The sequence below is a fragment of the Desulfovibrio sp. MES5 genome (genome assembly GCF_002237645.1).
In the GTDB taxonomy this organism is placed as follows: Bacteria; Desulfobacterota; Desulfovibrionia; order Desulfovibrionales; family Desulfovibrionaceae; genus Desulfovibrio.
Window position 1 is genome coordinate 108,682 of sequence record NZ_MJUZ01000032.1, and the last position, 17,617, is coordinate 126,298.

The 17,617-nt window shown below is 55.6% G+C and carries 16 protein-coding genes; 10 read left to right on the forward strand and 6 right to left on the reverse strand.

Features of this window, described 5'->3' with window-relative positions:
• Positions 1–39 precede the first annotated feature (39 nt).
• Positions 40–1,269 carry an HD-GYP domain-containing protein gene (locus tag BCS36_RS09510; RefSeq protein ID WP_291302655.1) on the forward strand — a complete coding sequence of 410 codons (1,230 nt, stop codon included), beginning with the start codon at positions 40–42 and terminating at the stop codon, positions 1,267–1,269.
• A gap of 6 nt (positions 1,270–1,275) precedes the next feature.
• Here BCS36_RS09510 and BCS36_RS09515 read toward each other — a convergent pair whose 3' ends face one another.
• The 3 genes from BCS36_RS09515 to ettA form a co-directional block, all read right to left on the reverse strand.
• Positions 1,276–1,926: an HAD-IA family hydrolase gene (locus BCS36_RS09515; RefSeq protein ID WP_291302656.1), complete on the reverse strand. Its 651-nt coding sequence runs from the start codon at positions 1,924–1,926 to the stop codon at positions 1,276–1,278.
• Between the two features lie 107 nt (positions 1,927–2,033).
• On the reverse strand, positions 2,034–3,533 hold the full coding sequence (locus BCS36_RS09520; RefSeq protein WP_291302657.1) for a DUF4139 domain-containing protein: 1,500 nt from the start codon (positions 3,531–3,533) through the stop codon (positions 2,034–2,036).
• 151 nt (positions 3,534–3,684) lie between these two features.
• Positions 3,685–5,367, reverse strand: coding sequence for an energy-dependent translational throttle protein EttA (gene ettA, locus BCS36_RS09525; RefSeq protein WP_291302658.1), 1,683 nt, complete (start codon positions 5,365–5,367; stop codon positions 3,685–3,687).
• Between the two features lie 271 nt (positions 5,368–5,638).
• Between ettA and BCS36_RS09530 the strand changes: the two genes are divergently transcribed.
• The 6 genes from BCS36_RS09530 to pgl all read left to right on the forward strand — a co-directional run bounded on the left by BCS36_RS09530 (position 5,639) and on the right by pgl (position 11,275).
• Positions 5,639–6,598 (forward strand): bile acid:sodium symporter family protein, encoded by a 960-nt coding sequence (locus BCS36_RS09530; RefSeq protein ID WP_291302659.1) that lies wholly within the window; start codon positions 5,639–5,641, stop codon positions 6,596–6,598.
• Entirely contained in the window at positions 6,598–7,827 is a 1,230-nt protein-coding gene (locus BCS36_RS09535) for an aromatic amino acid transport family protein (RefSeq protein WP_291302660.1), read from the forward strand. The genes BCS36_RS09530 and BCS36_RS09535 overlap by 1 nt, the downstream gene beginning before the upstream one ends.
• A 13-nt stretch (positions 7,828–7,840) precedes the next feature.
• Positions 7,841–8,221, forward strand: a complete 381-nt coding sequence (locus tag BCS36_RS09540; protein ID WP_291302661.1) for a Rid family detoxifying hydrolase — start codon at positions 7,841–7,843, stop codon at positions 8,219–8,221.
• Positions 8,222–8,421: 200 nt separating this feature from the next.
• Entirely contained in the window at positions 8,422–9,180 is a 759-nt protein-coding gene (locus BCS36_RS09545; protein ID WP_291302662.1) for a class I SAM-dependent methyltransferase, read from the forward strand.
• 3 nt (positions 9,181–9,183) lie between these two features.
• Positions 9,184–10,242, forward strand: coding sequence for a translation initiation factor IF-2 (locus BCS36_RS09550; RefSeq protein ID WP_291302663.1), 1,059 nt, complete (start codon positions 9,184–9,186; stop codon positions 10,240–10,242).
• Positions 10,243–10,525: 283 nt separating this feature from the next.
• Entirely contained in the window at positions 10,526–11,275 is a 750-nt protein-coding gene (gene pgl, locus BCS36_RS09555) for a 6-phosphogluconolactonase (RefSeq protein WP_291302664.1), read from the forward strand.
• 312 nt (positions 11,276–11,587) lie between these two features.
• On the opposite strand, the gene gatB is transcribed toward pgl, so the two are convergent.
• Genes gatB through BCS36_RS09570 form a run of 3 tightly spaced genes read right to left on the reverse strand, consistent with a single transcriptional unit; the run spans position 11,588 to position 15,635 of the window.
• Positions 11,588–13,024: an Asp-tRNA(Asn)/Glu-tRNA(Gln) amidotransferase subunit GatB gene (gene gatB / locus BCS36_RS09560; RefSeq protein ID WP_291302665.1), complete on the reverse strand. Its 1,437-nt coding sequence runs from the start codon at positions 13,022–13,024 to the stop codon at positions 11,588–11,590.
• A gap of 26 nt (positions 13,025–13,050) precedes the next feature.
• Positions 13,051–14,796 (reverse strand): ARMT1-like domain-containing protein, encoded by a 1,746-nt coding sequence (locus BCS36_RS09565; protein WP_291302666.1) that lies wholly within the window; start codon positions 14,794–14,796, stop codon positions 13,051–13,053.
• Positions 14,793–15,635, reverse strand: a complete 843-nt coding sequence (locus BCS36_RS09570) for an NAD(+)/NADH kinase (protein ID WP_291302667.1) — start codon at positions 15,633–15,635, stop codon at positions 14,793–14,795. The genes BCS36_RS09565 and BCS36_RS09570 overlap by 4 nt, the downstream gene beginning before the upstream one ends.
• Before the next feature lie 150 nt (positions 15,636–15,785).
• Between BCS36_RS09570 and BCS36_RS09575 the strand changes: the two genes are divergently transcribed.
• The 3 genes from BCS36_RS09575 to hemC are packed head-to-tail and all read left to right on the forward strand — an operon-like array spanning position 15,786 to position 17,602.
• Complete coding sequence (locus tag BCS36_RS09575; protein ID WP_291302668.1) at positions 15,786–16,418, forward strand: D-sedoheptulose 7-phosphate isomerase; 633 nt, start codon at positions 15,786–15,788, stop codon at positions 16,416–16,418.
• Between the two features lie 2 nt (positions 16,419–16,420).
• Complete coding sequence (locus BCS36_RS09580; RefSeq protein ID WP_291302669.1) at positions 16,421–16,657, forward strand: zinc ribbon domain-containing protein; 237 nt, start codon at positions 16,421–16,423, stop codon at positions 16,655–16,657.
• Positions 16,658–16,669: 12 nt separating this feature from the next.
• On the forward strand, positions 16,670–17,602 hold the full coding sequence (gene hemC, locus BCS36_RS09585; protein WP_291302670.1) for a hydroxymethylbilane synthase: 933 nt from the start codon (positions 16,670–16,672) through the stop codon (positions 17,600–17,602).
• Positions 17,603–17,617 lie beyond the last annotated feature (15 nt).

Consider the following 17,617-nt stretch of genomic DNA (forward strand, 5'->3'; position numbering starts at 1 on the left):
GTCAAAGTGGCCCGGATGTAGAGAGGCGGTTTCGCGGCTATGGATCCAGTAAAAATAATTATTACTGAGCTCAAGCCAGGGATGTATATTGTTAATCCTGGAATTTCCTGGCTTAAAGCTCCCCTTTTGTATATGCAGGAGGGGCTTATTACTTCGCAGGAAGAGATAGATACCATCATCAAGCAGGGTTTTGCAGAAGCGTATCATGACCCCAGCCGTTTCAGTCAAATGGACGGCTTTGCAAAAGACCCCGATGCTGACCATCCGGGTGGATCAGCAATCGATGATGATGGCGACTACTCGAATTGGACCGACCCCCGCACCCCGCTGGTTTCTTTGGGCGAAGAAATACATCAGGCCAAAGCCATCTATAGCGATTCTTTTGAGCATGTAAAAAGCCTGCTGAAGGCCGCCCAGGGCGGCGCTGTGGACGTGGCGGCATCTCAGCCGTACGTGGAATCCATCGTCAACAGTCTCAACCGCAATGTTGACGCGCTCATCTCCTTGTCAAAACTTAAAAGCTCCGACGAATACACGTACACGCACTCGGTCAATGTGACCATTTTCGCCGTTGCGTATGCCCATTATCTCGGATTGTCAGAAGACAACCTGCATCTTGTCGGCATGGCCAGCCTTTTTCATGATTTTGGCAAGGCTTTTGTTCCGCAAGAAATTCTCAACGCGCCACGTCGGCTTATGCCAAACGAGCAGGAGATCATGCAGTCTCATGTGCTGCTTGGGTACAATCAGCTCAAAAAAGTGGAAAACGTGAGCCCGGAAGTCTTGCAAGGTGTCGTGCAGCACCATGAAAGGCACAATGGCACCGGCTATCCGTACCGTTTGTCCGGGAAAAAAATCGGCATCTATGGCCGTATTCTTTCCGTGAGCGACAACTACGACGCCCTTTCAGCTCGAAGGGTGTATAAAACGCCTATGCCAGCCAATGTGGCATTGGCCGTCATGTACAAAATGCGGGGACAGGCGTGGGCCCCCGGATATGTTGAGCGCTTTATCAAAATGATGGGAATCTATCCTGTGGGTACGCCAGTGCATCTGTCCAGCGGCGAGCGCGGCGTTGTTTGCCGCTCTAATCCCAACTTCCCCGCCCAGCCGTGCATCATGCTGGCTTTTGATCCGGTTGGCAGACCCATAAAGCCGCGCATTCTGGATTTGAGCAGAGAGCCCGAAGTTGAGATTGAGCGTTCTTTGGCAGAAAATGAGGCCGAACAGATGGACATCACGTTGCTTCTGTCTCAAGCATTCCAGTAACGCCCATCACGCCCCGATCAAAAACTTCCGCAGCCCCTTTACATCGGGGCATATCTGATCCGCGCCAGCCTTTTTCAATTCCTCTTCCGAGCCATAGCCGTATAAGACGGCGGCACAGGGCATGCCAACTTCATGCGCGCCAAGCACATCGTATTTGCGGTCGCCAACCATCAGGCAGCCCGCTGAAGGCGTAACGCCGAGAGTCTGGCAGGCATAACGCAGCACAGCGGGTTTGTCGGTGCGCTCTCCTTTGAATTGCGCCCCTGCAATGCAGGCAAAATACCGGGTCAGGTTAAAATGCTCTATAATGCGCACGGCAAAGGGTTCCGGCTTGGAGGTTGCCAGGGCAAGGGTGTGCCCGTTCTCAGCCAGCTGGCGCAACAGATCAGCAATGCCATCATACAGGCGGGACTGAAAAATACCCTGCTCCACATAATATTCTCTGTACTTGGCGACCACCTGCTCCAGTTTTTCAGTATCTCCGGGGAAAAAATGCGCAAACGAATCCCGAAGCGGCGGGCCGATGAAGGGAATCAGGCTTTCTTCCGTGGCGGAGATATTGAAATATTCCAGCGCATACTGCACCGCGCGTATGATGCCCTGCGCCGAATCAGTAATGGTGCCGTCAAGGTCAAAAAAAATGGGATTAAATCTCACGTGATTTTGCTCCTCATCAAACGTTTATGCGCTTGTTTCGTGGTTGTAAAAGCCGCCCTGCTCAGACAGGGCGGCTTTTTACTTTATGAATTACCCATGCTGACGCACTAGGGAATATCACTGATCATCGGTATTTCTTTGGACGAGGTGATGGTCACGGAATGCTTGACTTCGGCCTTGCCATCGCCGGGCACGTCGACATTCCACAGCAGCATCTGCTCATCAGGCACCTGCTGTGAGGGCGGCGCATCGTTATAGGTAACCGTGACTCCCTGATCAACTATCATTGGCATTGGCCGCTCAAGACGAACACTGACCGGATTCTTGTGTGTATTGGTCAGCACATACGTCCAGGCCCATGTCCAGGTGCGGCTCTTTTCAAGGAAGCCGCTTTCGCCACGACGCCTGCTGTTCACAATGACGTTTATGTGTACGCGCGGGTCAGGCCCGAAATACAGGGTTGCTTCTCCCCCACGTGGGGTGAAGAAGCCCTGGCCGACTCCCTGACCATCCACGCAAAACTCCGCAGAACCATCAGGCCAGGATTGCTCTGCCGGCAGAGTATACTTGCCCATGAGCCACACGCGGCTGTCGCCTGTGGTGGGGCGGGCCAGCCATTGCAAGGAGGTTTTCCACATATCTTCAACTATGAGCAGACGGGAGCGCCCCTCGGGCAGGCCGCGCACGGCAAGGCTCCAACGGGCGAATACCGCGCTGCTGTCATGCACCACAGGGGGCGTCATGGGGGCAGCGTCAGCTTCAGCCGTCATCATCATGGCCCGGCTTGCGGCCTGACGGGCCACCGGGGCAGGCATGGGCGCAGGCGTGGCCTGTGAATCGACGACCCACTTTCTCAGCGCTGCGGGTTCGCGCGGCCCTTCACCTCTTGAAATAAGGGTAATCTGGGCGTTTTGCCAGTCAATGCCAGAAAGCTGCCATATTTCAGCCATCAGGCGAACGGCGGTTTCGTTACTTTTGCCATTGCCGGTTTTTGCGTCAAAAGAATATACTGGCCGCCAGCCACAATTTTGCAATTGATAACTGTAGGTTACTTTAAGACTATTATCCTTGATGGGCTTGCGCAGAGCGATGGTGACACGCTGCCCCATCTCCGGGCTCAGGGGCAACTGGTCCAATTGCTGACGCAGCGTTTCCAGATGGCTGACAAGATTAGCCTGCTCAATGATCAGACCGGGGATTGCGCCCTCCTGCCTTTTTTCCCTCTGGACAAGATCCTGATAGGAACTGCTGACAGGCGGATTCTGCCACAGTGCCAGCTGGGCCTTGAGCGCAGCCAGCTTGCCGTTGACCTCGTTAATCTCCGTCGTCAGGGCTTCGCGCATGGCGGCGAGATGACCTTTATGCTCCAACGCCTGGGGAAAGGTAGTCCAACGGGCGATGACATGCCCCGGCACATTGATCTGCAGATTTTCAGCACCGCCAGGCAGCACAAAGCTTAAAACGCCCATATCATCATTCATGACAACAGGCAGGGTTTCTTCAACCTGAACCTGACCGCCAGAAGGCGAAAGAATGACGGAAACCGGACTGGTTGGCGCGGTGGCGGCAATTTTTCCGGTGGCAGCCCAGGCGCCGCCTGAGGCCATAAGTGTCACCAAGAGACTCAAGACCAAGATGCGCGCGCTGTCTGAAAACTTACGGCTGCGGGCGCGGCCTTGCATATTTTTCCATGTATCCATCTGCCCTCCAGAAGAACCTGCCCCCCCGCGCCGGGCAGCCGACGCGGGGGGGAGGCGTTTATCGTGTCAGTTTACGGAATTTGAGGCGGTGCGGGGTATCGGCATCTTTGCCGAGCCGCTTTTTGCGGTCATCATCATAATCAGAATAGTTGCCTTCGACAAAAACCACATTGGCCTCGTCTTCAAAGGCCATGATGTGCGTGGCCACCCTGTCAAGGAACCAGCGATCATGGCTGATTACCAGTACGCAGCCCGCAAAGTTGTCCAGTGCGTCTTCAAGAGCGCGCATGGTGTTGACGTCAATATCGTTGGTGGGTTCGTCAAGCAGCAGCACGTTGGCCCCGGACTTGAGCATGCGCGCCAGGTGCAGCCGGTTGCGCTCACCGCCGGAGAGCACCTCGACCTTTTTCTGCTGATCCGCCCCGTGGAAGTTGAAACGGGTGCAGTACGCCCTGGCGTTGACCTCGCGGTTGCCGAGCTTTATGGCCTCTGCCCCGTCACTGATGAGCTCGTACACGGTTTTTCCGGGCGTAAGGGATTCACGCCCCTGATCAACGTACGCGAACTGCACGGTTTCTCCAACCTTGAGCGTGCCGGTATCAGGTTTTTCCTGCCCGACCAGCATCTTGAAAAGCGTTGTTTTACCTGCGCCGTTGGGGCCAACGATGCCCACAATGGCTCCTGGTGGAATGATGGCATTCACGCCGTCCATCAGCATACGGTCGCCCATGGCCTTGCTGAGCCCGTCAATTTCAATAACGCTCTTGCCAAGCCTCGGTCCCGGCGGAATGTAGATTTCAAGGTCAGGCGCACGCTTTTCACTTTCGTGCGAGAGCATGGCTTCATAGGCGTTAAGGCGTGCCTTGCCCTTGGCGTGCCGCCCCTTGGGAGACATCCGCACCCACTCCAACTCTCGCTGCAGGGTTTTCTGCCGTTCGGCCTCTGATCTTTCTTCGTGGGCAAGGCGTTTTTGCTTTTGTTCAAGCCAGGACGAATAGTTGCCCTTCCAGGGAATGCCCCGCCCGCGGTCCAGTTCGAGAATCCAGCCCGCCACATTGTCAAGGAAGTAACGGTCATGCGTGACGGCAATAACCGTGCCGGGGAAAGTGGACAGGTAGCGTTCAAGCCAGGCCACGGATTCGGCATCCAGATGGTTGGTTGGTTCGTCCAGCAGCAGGATATCAGGATTTTGCAGCAGCAGACGGCACAGGGCGACCCGGCGGCGCTCACCGCCGGAAATCTGGGGCACTGGCATGTCGCCAGGGGGGCAGCGCAGGGCATCCATGGCCATTTCAAGCCGGGAATCCAGATCCCAAATATTCTTGGCGTCCATAAGCTCCTGCACTTCAGCCTGCCGCGTGATCAGCGCGTCCATTTCTTCCGGTTCCATCGGCTCGGAGAACTTGGCGTTGATTTCTTCAAACTGACGGGCAATGGCGGTCAGATCGCTGACGCCGTCCTCAACCACCTCGCGCACGGTGCGCGTTTCATTGGAAAGAGGCTCCTGCTCCAGATAGCCTATGGTGTGGCCTGGGGCTAGAACAGTCTTGCCGTCATAGGCCTGGTCCACGCCAGCCAGGATTCGCAGCAGGCTGGATTTACCCGCGCCGTTCAAACCAAGCACGCCGATTTTGGCCCCATAAAAATAGGAGAGGGAAATGTCCTTCAGCACTTCCTTCTGGCCGTGGCGCTTGGTCACGCGGATCATTGAATAAATAATCTTGTCTGGTTCGTTGCTCATGATGCTCCTCAAAATTTGGTGACGTTTTCGCCTTGCGCAGAAGTGCGGCACGAAAACGCGCGCCAAATGGGCGCGTTCTTAAAGAAACAGCCTACCTGCTTGGAAAAGCTTTTTCAAGTGAACTTCCTGCCGCAAGATCGCTGCGGCATACGCAACGTTTTGCCCAACCCTTTATTGTCAGTACCTTTTTTATGGGGGCTATTGCCAAGCCAGCGCTACTCTGCCAGTATCCCCCACATGACTTGTGACGCCCCTGGCGGAGGAATTTGTTTTGCTGCGTTTCGCGACTAAAATTAGCGCCGCCATTACGCGCTATATGGGTCTTGTGGTTATTGCCTGTTCCGCTCTGGCTCTCTGGCGGCCAGAGATTTTTTTATGGGTAGCCCCCCATATCACCATCCTGCTTGGCTTCATCATGTTCGGCATGGGCATGACGCTGCGCCTTGGCGACTTCAGCCATATTTTAACCAGCCCGGGCCGGATTCTTTGGGGCATTGGGGCGCAGTTCGCCATAATGGGCATACTGGCCTTCATCCTTTGCCACCTGTGCTCCCTGCCGCCGGATATGGCCATGGGGCTCATTCTTGTGGGCGCAGCGCCGGGGGGCACGGCTTCCAATGTTCTGGCCTATATCGCCAAGGGTGACGTACCTTACGCGGTAACCCTCACGTCTGCAGGCACGTTTCTTTCTCTCATTCTTATGCCCTTGATCACCTGGCTTTTGGGCGGCGTATGGATCCCCGTGGACATATGGGGGCTCATGGTATCTATCAGTAAGATTGTTGTGGTTCCTGTTCTGCTGGGTATTGTGGCTCACAGTTTTTGCGGAAGACTGACAAAAAGCGCCCTCCCTTTTCTTCCACTGTTTTCAGCGCTGACCATCACTCTTGTGGTAGCTGGAATCCTGGCCATAAACGCCGAAAATATCCTGCGGGCAGGCTTTGACATCCTGGTAGCCGTCATCTGCCTCAATCTTGCAGGTCTTGCGGCTGGAAGCTTTTTGGCGCGCTTCAGACGTTTTGACACTGGTATGGGCCGTGCCCTGTGCATCTCTGTAGGCACCAAAAATTCTGGCCTTGCCACCGCCCTGGCGCTGGCGCATTTTTCTCCCACGGCGGCCATTGCCGGCGCTTTGTACAGCGTCTGGCAAAATATTTCAGGCGCGCTGCTTGCAAACTATTTCCACACTCGCGATCCCAAAACCCCCCCGACCAAGGATACATATCAATAATGAAGTTTCGCCTCCCTCCCGTGCTTGGCGGCTCAACCCTTGTGGCCGGGACGGCCATTGGCGCTGGCATGCTGGCCCTGCCCATGGCATCGGCTGGAATGTGGTTTTTCTGGTCCATTGGCCTCATGCTGCTTTCATGGCTTGTCATGCTGCGCTCAAGTCAGGCGCTGCTGGAAGTGAGCCTGCACTTTGAGCCTGGCCATAGTTTTCACACTATCGTGCGGGAGTTGCTTGGACCAAGGTGGAGCCTCGCCAACGGCTGCGCTGTGGCCTTTGTGCTGTATACCCTGATTTATGCCTATGTCAGCGGCGGAGGCTCAATTATTGGGCAGAGCATCAATTCCATAGCAGGAAACATGCCGTCGCGTCCGCTTGCAAGCCTCGCTTTCGCCCTGCTGCTTACCGTCTTCATCTGGTGGAGCTCCAAAGCCGTAGACAGGTTTTCCATTCTCCTTGTGGGCGGCATGGTCATAACCTATCTCTTTTCCATCAGCGGCATGATGACCCACCTGCGGCTTGAAATCCTGACGGACAGCCGGGGCACGGGCGGAGAAATGATCTTTCTGTGGGGGGCGGTGTCCACCTATCTGACATCATTCTGTTTTCACGCTTCAGTTCCAAGCCTGATAAAGTATATGGGCAAGGAGCCGCATACTATCAACGCAAGCCTGCGGTATGGAACGATCGTAGCTCTGATTTGTTACATTTCATGGCTGACAGCGGCGGATGGAAACATTTCCCGTGAAGACTTCAAGGCCGTTATAGCCGCTGGCGGCAATGTTGGCGACCTCATGGGCGCGGCAGGCAACAACATTGGCAGCTTTTTCATCCTGCGGATGCTTGAAAGCTTCTCTCTACTGGCTGTGGCCACATCCTTCCTCGGTGCGGGTTTGGGACTTTTTGACTATATGGCTGACCTGTGCAAATTTGACGACAGCCGAGCAGGTCGCACCAAGACGCTTCTGGTCACGTTTGCTCCGCCCATTCTTGGCGGCATCATATGGCCCGACGGATTTTTGCCCGCCATTGGCTGGGCCGGACTGGCATCTGCATTCTGGGCCGTCATTGTGCCGGCTCTTTTGCTGGCTGCGGGCCGCAAAAAATTCGTAAGCAGCGGCTACACCACGCCTGGCGGAAGGCTCACCGCTCCCATGCTGCTATTGTATGGCTGCTTTGTAGCTGTTTGTCATACACTTTTTGTCTTTAATCTTTTACCCATGTATCGCTGATAAGGAGCATCACATGAACAAGCAAGTCGTCAGCACTCCCAAGGCCCCTGCCGCCGTCGGCCCATACAGCCAGGCTATCAAAACCGAAAACTTCATGTTTCTTTCCGGCCAGGTGCCTATTGATCCTGCCACGGGTAAACTGGTAGAGGGTGATGCTGCAGCTCAGGCCGCCCAGTGCTGCAAAAATGTGCTGGCCATTCTTGAATCGCAGGGCATGACAGCGGCCAATCTGGTGAAAGTCACTGTATTCATCACTGATATCACCACGTTTGGGTCTGTTAATGAAATCTACAAGCAATACATCACGGAACCTTGCCCGGCGCGCTCCTGCGTTGAAGTCAGCGCACTTCCCCTTGGCGCTAAAGTAGAGATTGAAGCCATAGCCGCCGTTTAAACTTTTTTGCTGAACGAATTTACGTGGCGGGGTACGCAGACGCGCCCCGCCATCTTTCTTCTTCAGCATTTTTTCAGTAGTGTGTGCGTGAAACTCTTTTTATTGGTTCCGGATTTGTGACAGGTTTTTCTTGCCATTTTGGCCGCTTTGCAAAATAGTGACGTAGTAAACGGTTAGCGGGCACAGGAAGGGCAGGTTGCATGAAGTGGTGGAATGGGAACATCAAGGGCTCCTCTGCCCTGAGCAAGCAGCAGAATTTGTTGCAGCAATGTTTGGCAGGTTGGCCACGCCGAGGAAAAACACTGCTGGAAATCAACTGCGGCCAAGGTGTTTTTTCGCCTTTGCTGTGGGAATGCGGCTTTGATCTGACCGTCACTGAAGTACGCCCTGAACAGCGGACGCAAACTGCGGCAGTTATGGGCGCCCGCGCAGAAATACTGGCCGCTGCGGACGATTATTTGCCGTTTGAGGATGATTTTTTTGACTGCGCGGTGTTGCATCTTGCCGCTGGCGACGCCAAAAAAATCGATGCTGCGGTACATGAGGCATTGCGCGTTTCCTCCAGAGGTATCGCGGTTACCTTTTGGAACAGCATGTCTCTGGCATACGGCCTGCACCGTCTTCAGGGCGGCAAATCCCCCTGGCCTGGCCCGCCCCATAGCTGGTGGCAGGTCTGGCGCATCATCCGAAGCGCCAACGTGGGGAAACTCTGCGGCATGAGCACGCTGACCGGTCCTCGCAAATCCTGGGACGGCACCTGCCCCTTGAGCTGCTACACACGCAGGCTGCGTACGCCCTTCGGAGCCTGGGGCATCATACGTGTTGATCTGGAACCAGCGCGCACCGTCACCCCCATGCCGCTCAAGGTAAAGCGTCATCGCTTGCGCGGCCCTGAACCGGCACTGGAATGCGGTTCAAAAAACTCACTGAATTCGCGTCAGGCGTCCTTGCGTGGGTAGAGCATGAATTTTCAATTTATCCCTAAAATAGTGGCCTTTGCCCGACAGCACACGCTTGCTCTGGCCGCCTCCGTACTGGTGCTTATTGTCATTGTGATAAGTTTCAGCGGGTGGCGCTATTACCAGTACCGCCAATCCAGCCAGTACGCCTATGAAATTTTGCGGGACGCGCTGAAAACGGCCGACACCGAAACCATTGCTGCACTGGTGGACTTCAATTCGCTTTCAGGCAGTCTGGCCAAAGATCTGGTACAAAATTACCCATTTCTTAAAGCAGGGAAGGATCAAATACGACAGGTCGACGACATGATTCAAACTGCCCTGCTCAAACAAATCCGCACCAAGCAAGAACCCGTAAAAGATGAGCCTGACCTTAAAATACGACTAAGAACCCCCCTTTATGCCTTACCGCCGGATTTTCTCGCACAGCTGGCCTCCACGCTCAGCCTGCAAACCTCCAGCGAAGGCACGGCGCTGCTGACCGCCAAGGCACGGCATCCGCTTCTTGATAAAAACTTTCTGCTTATTCTGCGCATGGATCAAACGCCTACAGGGTGGCACGTGCGCAAGTTGGTGAACAGCCCCGAACTGGTCCGCCAGTTCCGTGAGGCGCAGCTGGAGCGCATGACTGCCCAGCGCCAGATGATACTGGACAAAAATACCGCCACCGAAAAACGCATCAAGGATCTTTTTCCGCTCCAGCCCTGTTCTGCGAGCGCCGGACTTCTTTCGGACGGCAATACGCTGCTTCTCGTTGTGCATGTTCTTGCGCGCAACATAGGCACCGTCAGCGTTAACAACATGAATCTTTTTGCCGAGTTCAGCTCTGCCACAGGTGAATTTCTGCTGTCCCGCCATCTGAATGCTGTGCAGCCAACGCACCCGGGTGAAGACTTTGAACGCAACTGGACAATCGAACTTGATGGCGGCAGTGAGCTTGGTCGTCGCGTTTTGAACGGCCAACCCCTGCAATGCAAGGCCGCCTGGAAAACCCTGGGCCTTGATAACGGCGAAGTGCTGCATATTTCTGAAGCACCGGCTCCGATTGAAGAATTTCAATAATCGCGGCACCCTGCTGACACAAATAGGACTTTTCTCTCCTGTGCTTCTGTGCCATAGTGGGACTGATGTTCCGGCCAGGCTGGAGCCAGCAATTTACAACATACGACTGACGTGTTGCCTCGGTGCGTGCGTCAGAAATATAGACTTTCTGCCGTACCGTTTCGCCTGCCCGAAAATTCGGGTCCCGGCGCTACTACGGCTGCTGTTTTGCAGGCAAATTCTCGCAGGACGGTCTGGCCGCATGCCGGGTCGTCCCCATCGTCAACTTTGAAGGAGCCGCCACATGTCGGGCCTCAGCCGATCCATCCATCTCACGGTACATATTCATAAAGATCCGGCCGCCATGGCAGAACGCGCCGCGCATATCCTTGCCGCCGCATGCGAAGAGGCCGTTGCCGACAGAGGTGTTTTTCGCATAGCCCTTTCTGGCGGTCAGACGCCGATTCCACTTTTCCGCCTGCTGGCAGGAGATGACTGGGCAGACAGGTTGCCGTGGGATAAAATGAGTATTTTCTGGGTGGATGAACGTTGCGTCGGGCCTGAACATGCCGACAGCAATTATGGTCTGGCCCGTAAAGAACTGTTGAGCTATGTTCCCGCCACGCACTTTTACCGCATGCGTGGTGAAGAAGACCCTGTCGAGGCTGCCACCAAGTATGAGAATCAGCTTCGCACAGAATTTGATCTTGGCCCTCAGGAGATGCCCCGTTTTGACTTTGTGCTGCTCGGCATGGGCGAAGACGGCCATACAGGCTCCATCTTTCCCAACTCTCCGGCCCTGGCCGAAAAAAAACGTCTCGTCATTGATCAGTATGTGCCCGAACGCAAGGCAGACCGGCTCACATTGACGCTTCCGGTTATCAACAATGCCCGCTGCTGCATGTTTCTTGTGACAGGGGCGGAAAAGCACGCAGTCCTTTCACGCGCGCTCAACCTACTGGCCCAGCCCACGTTGCCCGCACAAATGGTGCGGCCCGGCTTTGGCGATCTTGTGTGGGTTGTTGACGAGGCCGCAGCCACTGGCATGAAATAGCTGACAGCGCACCCGAGCAATTTTACCAATCACTCCAGGCCGATCATCTCTGAAAGCATAAAACAAGGCCCCTTGCGTGCAAGGGGCCTTGTTTTGTCATGCCAGAAACACGAACACAGATAGCCTGAGATTGTGACGTTGAAAAGGGGTAGATGCTTCAGGCGTAGCTGCCTCTGCTCCAGACCTGAGAACTCGTTGTACTAACTAAAACGCAAAGAGTTTTAGGGGGTGGGGCGTGGGGGAGGAGACCCTTTTGCAAAAGGGTCCCTCCCCCACAAAGCATTTCCCGCAAACATTTCAGCGCGACAGACTCTACTGCAGTTTTTTCGCCAGCAGTTCGTTCACAAGGGCAGGATTGGCCTTGCCCTTGGTGGCGCGCATGATCTGGCCCACAAAGAAACTTATGAGCTTAGTCTTGCCGCCTTTGTACGCTTCCACTTCAGAGGGATTGGCGGCAATAACAGCGTCCACTGCTTCTTCAATGGCGGATGTGTCGGAAATTTGCACCAGCCCCTTTTCCTTCACGTACGCTTCAGGCATGGTTCCGCTTTCAAAAATATCACCAAAAATATCGCTGGCGATCTTGGCGCTGATAAGCCCTTGATCCACAATGCGCACCAGTTCGGCGAGGGCCTCGGGCTTCATGCCCCATTGGGCCGGGTCCGCAGCGCTGACGCCACGGGCGTTGCATTCGCGCAGCAGCGGCCCAAGCACAAAATTGGCGGCCTTGCGCGCATCAGAGAGCTTGGCAGCGGCTTCAAAAAAATCCGCCAGACCACGGCTCTGCACCAGCACTTCAACTTCGGCTTCGGGCAGGCCCGTCATCTGCGTAAAGCGAGCGGCCCTAACCTTGGGCAGTTCGGGCAATTCTTTCTTCCAGCGGGCCATCTCGTCGGCTGAAATTTCCACAGGCAGAATATCCGGGTCCGGGAAATACCGGTAGTCGTGCGCTTCTTCCTTGCTGCGCATGGACGCAGTAGTATTCTTGACCGCGTCATAAAGGCGCGTTTCCTGCACGACCTTGTCCCCGTCATCCAGGACATCCTGCTGACGGGCAATTTCATACTCGATGGCGCGCTGCACGTTGCGGAACGAGTTGAGGTTCTTCAGTTCCGTGCGTGTGCCAAAGGCCTCAGCTCCCACAGGCCGCAAGGAAACGTTGGCATCGCACCGAAAGCTGCCTTCTTCCATATTGCCGTCGCACACGCCAAGATAGGTGACTATGCTGTACAGCGCCTTGAGATAGGCCACGGCTTCGGCGGCGGAGCGCATGTCCGGCTCGGAAACGATTTCCACCAGCGGCGTGCCGGCCCTGTTGAGGTCAACATAGCTGACGTTTTCGCCCTGCGCATGAATGTTTTTGCCCGCGTCGTTTTCCATATGGATGCGGGTAATCCCAACCCTTTTGGTCACGCCATCAACAGTGATATCCAGATGGCCGTGTTCGCAGATGGGCAGTTCAAACTGTGAAATCTGATAGCCAGCGGGCAGGTCGGGATAAAAATAGTTTTTGCGGGCAAAGACGGACCGTGCATTTATGGTGCAGTCGGTCGCCAAACCTACCAGGGCGGCAAAGTGTATGGCCTGCTTGTTAGGGACAGGCAAAGAACCAGGCATGCCAGAGCAAACTTCACATACATTGGAGTTCGGCGGTTGGCCAAACATGGTCGGGCAGGAACAGAACAGTTTGGAGGCCGTGGCCAGTTGCACATGCACTTCCAGGCCAATAACGGCTTCATAAGCGGCCATAAGTCAACTTACTCCCTCTTAGGTGATCAGCTCTGATGAGGAATGCTTGCGTCAAAGTACTTGCCCACGCCATACTCTCCCCTGCGGAAAAAAAGTCTGGCTTCCGGGCCAATGATCTGCATTTCACGGTTTTTGCCTTGCACATCAAGAGCGATGCGCATCTCCTTGGTGCAGCCGGTGGAATACGTCGCATCCTTTCCGGACCACTGCGGGGGCACCTTACGCCCCAGAAGCGAAAAACTTTCCTCAATATCTTCAAATGTTTGAAAGCGCCATACATCTATGAGACCGCTTCGTTGGACGCGCTCCCACATGTACATGAGGTCATCCCCGTCCATGCCTTCAATGAAGTGCTCAGCGGGGTTGATAATCAGGATATTATCCATTTTTTTGCGCAAATTGTCCACAAAGGCGTGCACCAGGCTGATTGCAGTGGCCGTTTCCCCGGGGATGCTGCCAATGATGCAGCTGTAGAACATGATTGTCAGGCCCTGGTCTTTGGCCTCGCGCATGTTGGCAATGATGTTTTCCGCCTGGGTGGCAATGGCCTCTTCACTGAATTTGCGGGCCTCACGGGCGTGCTTGCGCAGTTTGATGTGAAAGCCGTTGGCGTCGCGCCAGTAGCAGATGATATCGCGCGTGAATTCCTGGCTGGTGCCAAGCAGGACGTCGGCGGCACGCCAGCCTTTGCCGAGGATAAGGTCTGCCTCTTTCCAGGCGCGGGAAAACGTCACCGAGACGCGGTACAGGTTGAGCCTTTCGCGCGTGCCGTCGCCGATCACCACAAGGCGGTGCTCCCGCAAATGGCGCAACAGGTCATTCTTGCTCAGCTTGTCCTGACGCAAAACAATGCCTCCGCGCAGCCATGGCTTGAGTGACGGGTCGGTTTCCACATCTTCCAGAGTGGGCGCGTAAAAATAAAAACCCGACTTGACGGCAAAAATAACCCTATGTCCCATGCGAATAAGGCTTTGAACCATCACAAGGTCAAAAAGGGTACCCCCGTCGGCGTCGCAGAGACAAAGCACGGTGCCAGATCGCCCGGCGCTGGCCTCAAAATAGAGGCGCAGACTTTCACAGGCAGTATAGGCCTCATCCATTGCTTTGCGTATTTCTTCAGTGGACGGTGCGCTTTCAAGCCAGTCGCGCGACATGGCAGAAAGACTGAGCAAGCGTGTCACCTCCGCATAATCCATGCGGCGGCGCGCCTCAGAAATGCTGGATGCCGTCGGCCCCTTGGGCATGGCTTCAAGATTGGCGATAATCTCCGGCATGGCAAGCAGTTCAAGTTGTTGCGCCGTTGATTCCCGTCGTCTGTCTTCCCACGGATCGTCCAGCATGTGCCCCTGCGCTAGCACAAGTCCGGTCATCCTTTTGACCAGCCTCGATGGAATAAGGGTATGCTGCGCTATGTACTGCGAAAATCGATAGCGGCAAAACTGCAAAATGCGCCTGCGTTGCGCTTTGTCGGGCACAAACGAGCGTACCAGGCGCATGATGATGCGCCATGAACGATTATACTGGTTGCGCAGATCCACAGAGGGGGTCGTGGCGCACAGCATGGAAAACGTGGCGTCCGAGCACGGCAGATACACCTGGTCAGGGCCAAGATGCACCATGAAGGACATCTGTTCGGGGCTCGCGATGAGGTCCGGATTCATGCGGTACGCAATATTGTTGTCCATCAGCATGCTGTACAGCCATGCGTCAAAGCGGACATCATTCCCCAGACGGACATCCCGGACCTTCATGGGGACAAGCCCTTTGTTCATTGATTTTCCCCCGTGTAGCTACCCGCCGCCCCCTGTAAAACAAAACCTCGGCTGCGCAGACGTTCAAAAAACGAAGCGCCTTCACCGAGAAACTGCACGGCGCCAGACCAGCCCGAAATGCGCAGTACGTCGTCCTTTTCCAGCTTCTGCCCTTCTTGCCCGTCAACAGTCAGGTAACAGTCGGTGGAGCCGTGCAACACCTGGAGCTGGATATCGGTATTACCGGGGAAAACCATCGGGGATATGATATTGAGGAAAGGACAGATCGGCGTGAAGCCGATGGCGTCCATTGCAGGATACAGAAGCGCGCCGCCTGCGGAGACGCTGTAGCCGGAACTGCCGACGGGCGTACACAGAATGACGCCGTCGCTGCGCAGGGGGCCCATGCGATGCCCGTCAGCCCATATATCAAGACAGACCAGGCGCGACAGGGAGCCGCGGCTCACGACAACGTCGTTGATGGCCGCGCCTTCGGCCAGCAGCATATTGTTACGGATTAGGAGCCAGCGCAACGCCATGCAGGAGCGAACGCGCTCCTGGCCTTGCAGGCACTCTTCAAGCTTCTCACGCCAGTTTTCCGGCTGGGCGTCAGTAAGAAAGCCCACACGGCCAAAATTGATGCCCAGCACGGGCACGTTGCGCCCCACAAGCCGACGCGCAACCCCGAGCATGGTGCCATCACCGCCAAGCACCACCACAAAATCAAGATCATCGGCAGCATAAAAAGAAGAGGCCTGGCCAGCCTCCACAACATCCGCATGATGTCCCTGCCCTTTCAGCCATACGCCAATTTCTTCGCCCAGCTCGGCAGCGCGGTCATGGCGGGCTTTGCAAACCAAAAGGACGTGGCATTTGTGTTGATTTTGCATAAGTCAACAATTTACGTTATCAAGGCTTTTATCGCAAGCCCGCACCTTGCTTGTCAGGGCAGGCGCTTTATCATATGAACAGAATCTTCCACGCCACAAACCCAACAGGCCGTAGCACCCATGAATGACAACGCACTTGACATCATCGCCGCCCATGCACGCGACGGCGCCAGGCTGAGAGAAAGTTTTTTTTCTGATCAGGCCGTCAATCTGCGTGACACGGCGCTGCAACTTGCGGTCTGCCTGGCCAAGGGTGGAAAAATTTTACTCTGTGGCAATGGCGGCAGTGCGGCTGACGCCCAACACCTGGCTGCGGAATTTGTAAACCGTTTCCTGATTGACAGGCCCGCCCTGCCCGCCATTGCGCTCACAACGGATACGTCCGCGCTCACGGCCATAGGCAATGATCTGGATTTCAGCCAGATTTTTTCCCGGCAGGTAGAAGCGCTGGGGCGCAAGGGCGATATTCTGATGGGCATCTCCACCTCAGGCAACAGCCCCAACGTGGTGGCGGCCCTTGAGGCCGCGCGAAACGCGGGCATGCGCACCCTTGGCCTTACGGGACGCGGCGGCGGAAAAATGGCCTCTTTGTGCCACATGCTGCTAGATGTGCCCAGTCCGCATACGCCACTGATTCAGGAAATTCATATTGCTGCCGGGCATCTGCTATGCCAGCTCACAGACCATTATCTTTTTGAAAATGTGGCGGCCCTGACGCCCTATCTGCACGCGGATACTGTAAAAGAGGATTGATCATGCCCATCTATGAGTACAGTTGCGAAAAATGCGACCGAAAATTTGAAGAACTGGTTTACGGCGATGCGGCCCCGGTCTGCCCGTATTGCGGCTCTGACGCAACGCATAAGCTCATGTCTTGCTGCGCCCATCACGGCGGCGGCGCTCATGGCGGTGATTACGCGCCATCTTCCGGCGGCAGTGGCGGCGGCTGCGCCGGCTGTTCCGGCGGCAACTGTGCAAGCTGTGGCCATTAGGTGGTGAAAAGCATGCGCAGCACCCTTACAATCGCCACACGCGGCAGTCGCCTGGCCCTCTGGCAGGCTGAACATATCAAAAGCTGTCTTCAGGCCATAGCGCCAGAGCTTGAAATTCAGTTAAACGTCATCAAGACCAAGGGGGACATCATCCTTGATGTTCCTTTGGCCAAGGTGGGCGGTAAAGGTCTTTTTGTAAAAGAAATTGAAGAAGCCCTGCTCAACGGCGAGGCTGACCTCGCCGTGCACAGCATGAAGGACGTACCCATGGAGCTGCCCCAGGGGCTTCTGCTTGGCTGCGTTCCCCCGCGCGAAAACCCCACCGATTGCCTGCTTTCCTGCAAGTACGATTCTGTGGCTGCATTGCCGCAAAATGCCTGCGTCGGCACCAGCAGCCTGCGTCGACAGGCGCAGCTTCTGGCCCAGAGGCCTGACCTGCGCATCGAGAGCCTGCGCGGCAACGTTGACACGCGGCTGCGTAAGTTGCGGGACGGCGTGTACGACGCCATAGTTCTGGCCTCGGCCGGTCTTAACCGGCTGGAGCTGACCGCCCCCTGCATGCATTCGCTTGACCCGCAGGTTTTTCTTCCTGCCGTCGGGCAGGGAGCTCTGGGCATCGAATGCCGTGAGGATGATTACGAGCTTTTTGCGCTTCTGGCGCAACTGGAAGACACGCCCACCCGTGTATGCGTTGAAGCTGAACGGGGTTTCCTGGCTGGTCTTGAGGGCGGATGCCAGGTGCCCATAGCCGGGCACGCGCGTTTGCTCGATGATGACACGCTCCTTCTCGAAGGCCTGGTGGCCGAAGTGGACGGAAGCCGCATCTTAAGAGCGCAAAAGCAGGGCCATACTTCTCAGGCCCGCCAATGGGGTCTTGAGCTTGCCAGTGAAATTCTTGACCAGGGCGGCCGAACCATTCTTGAAAAACTTTACCGACAGTCATAGGTATATCAGATAAAT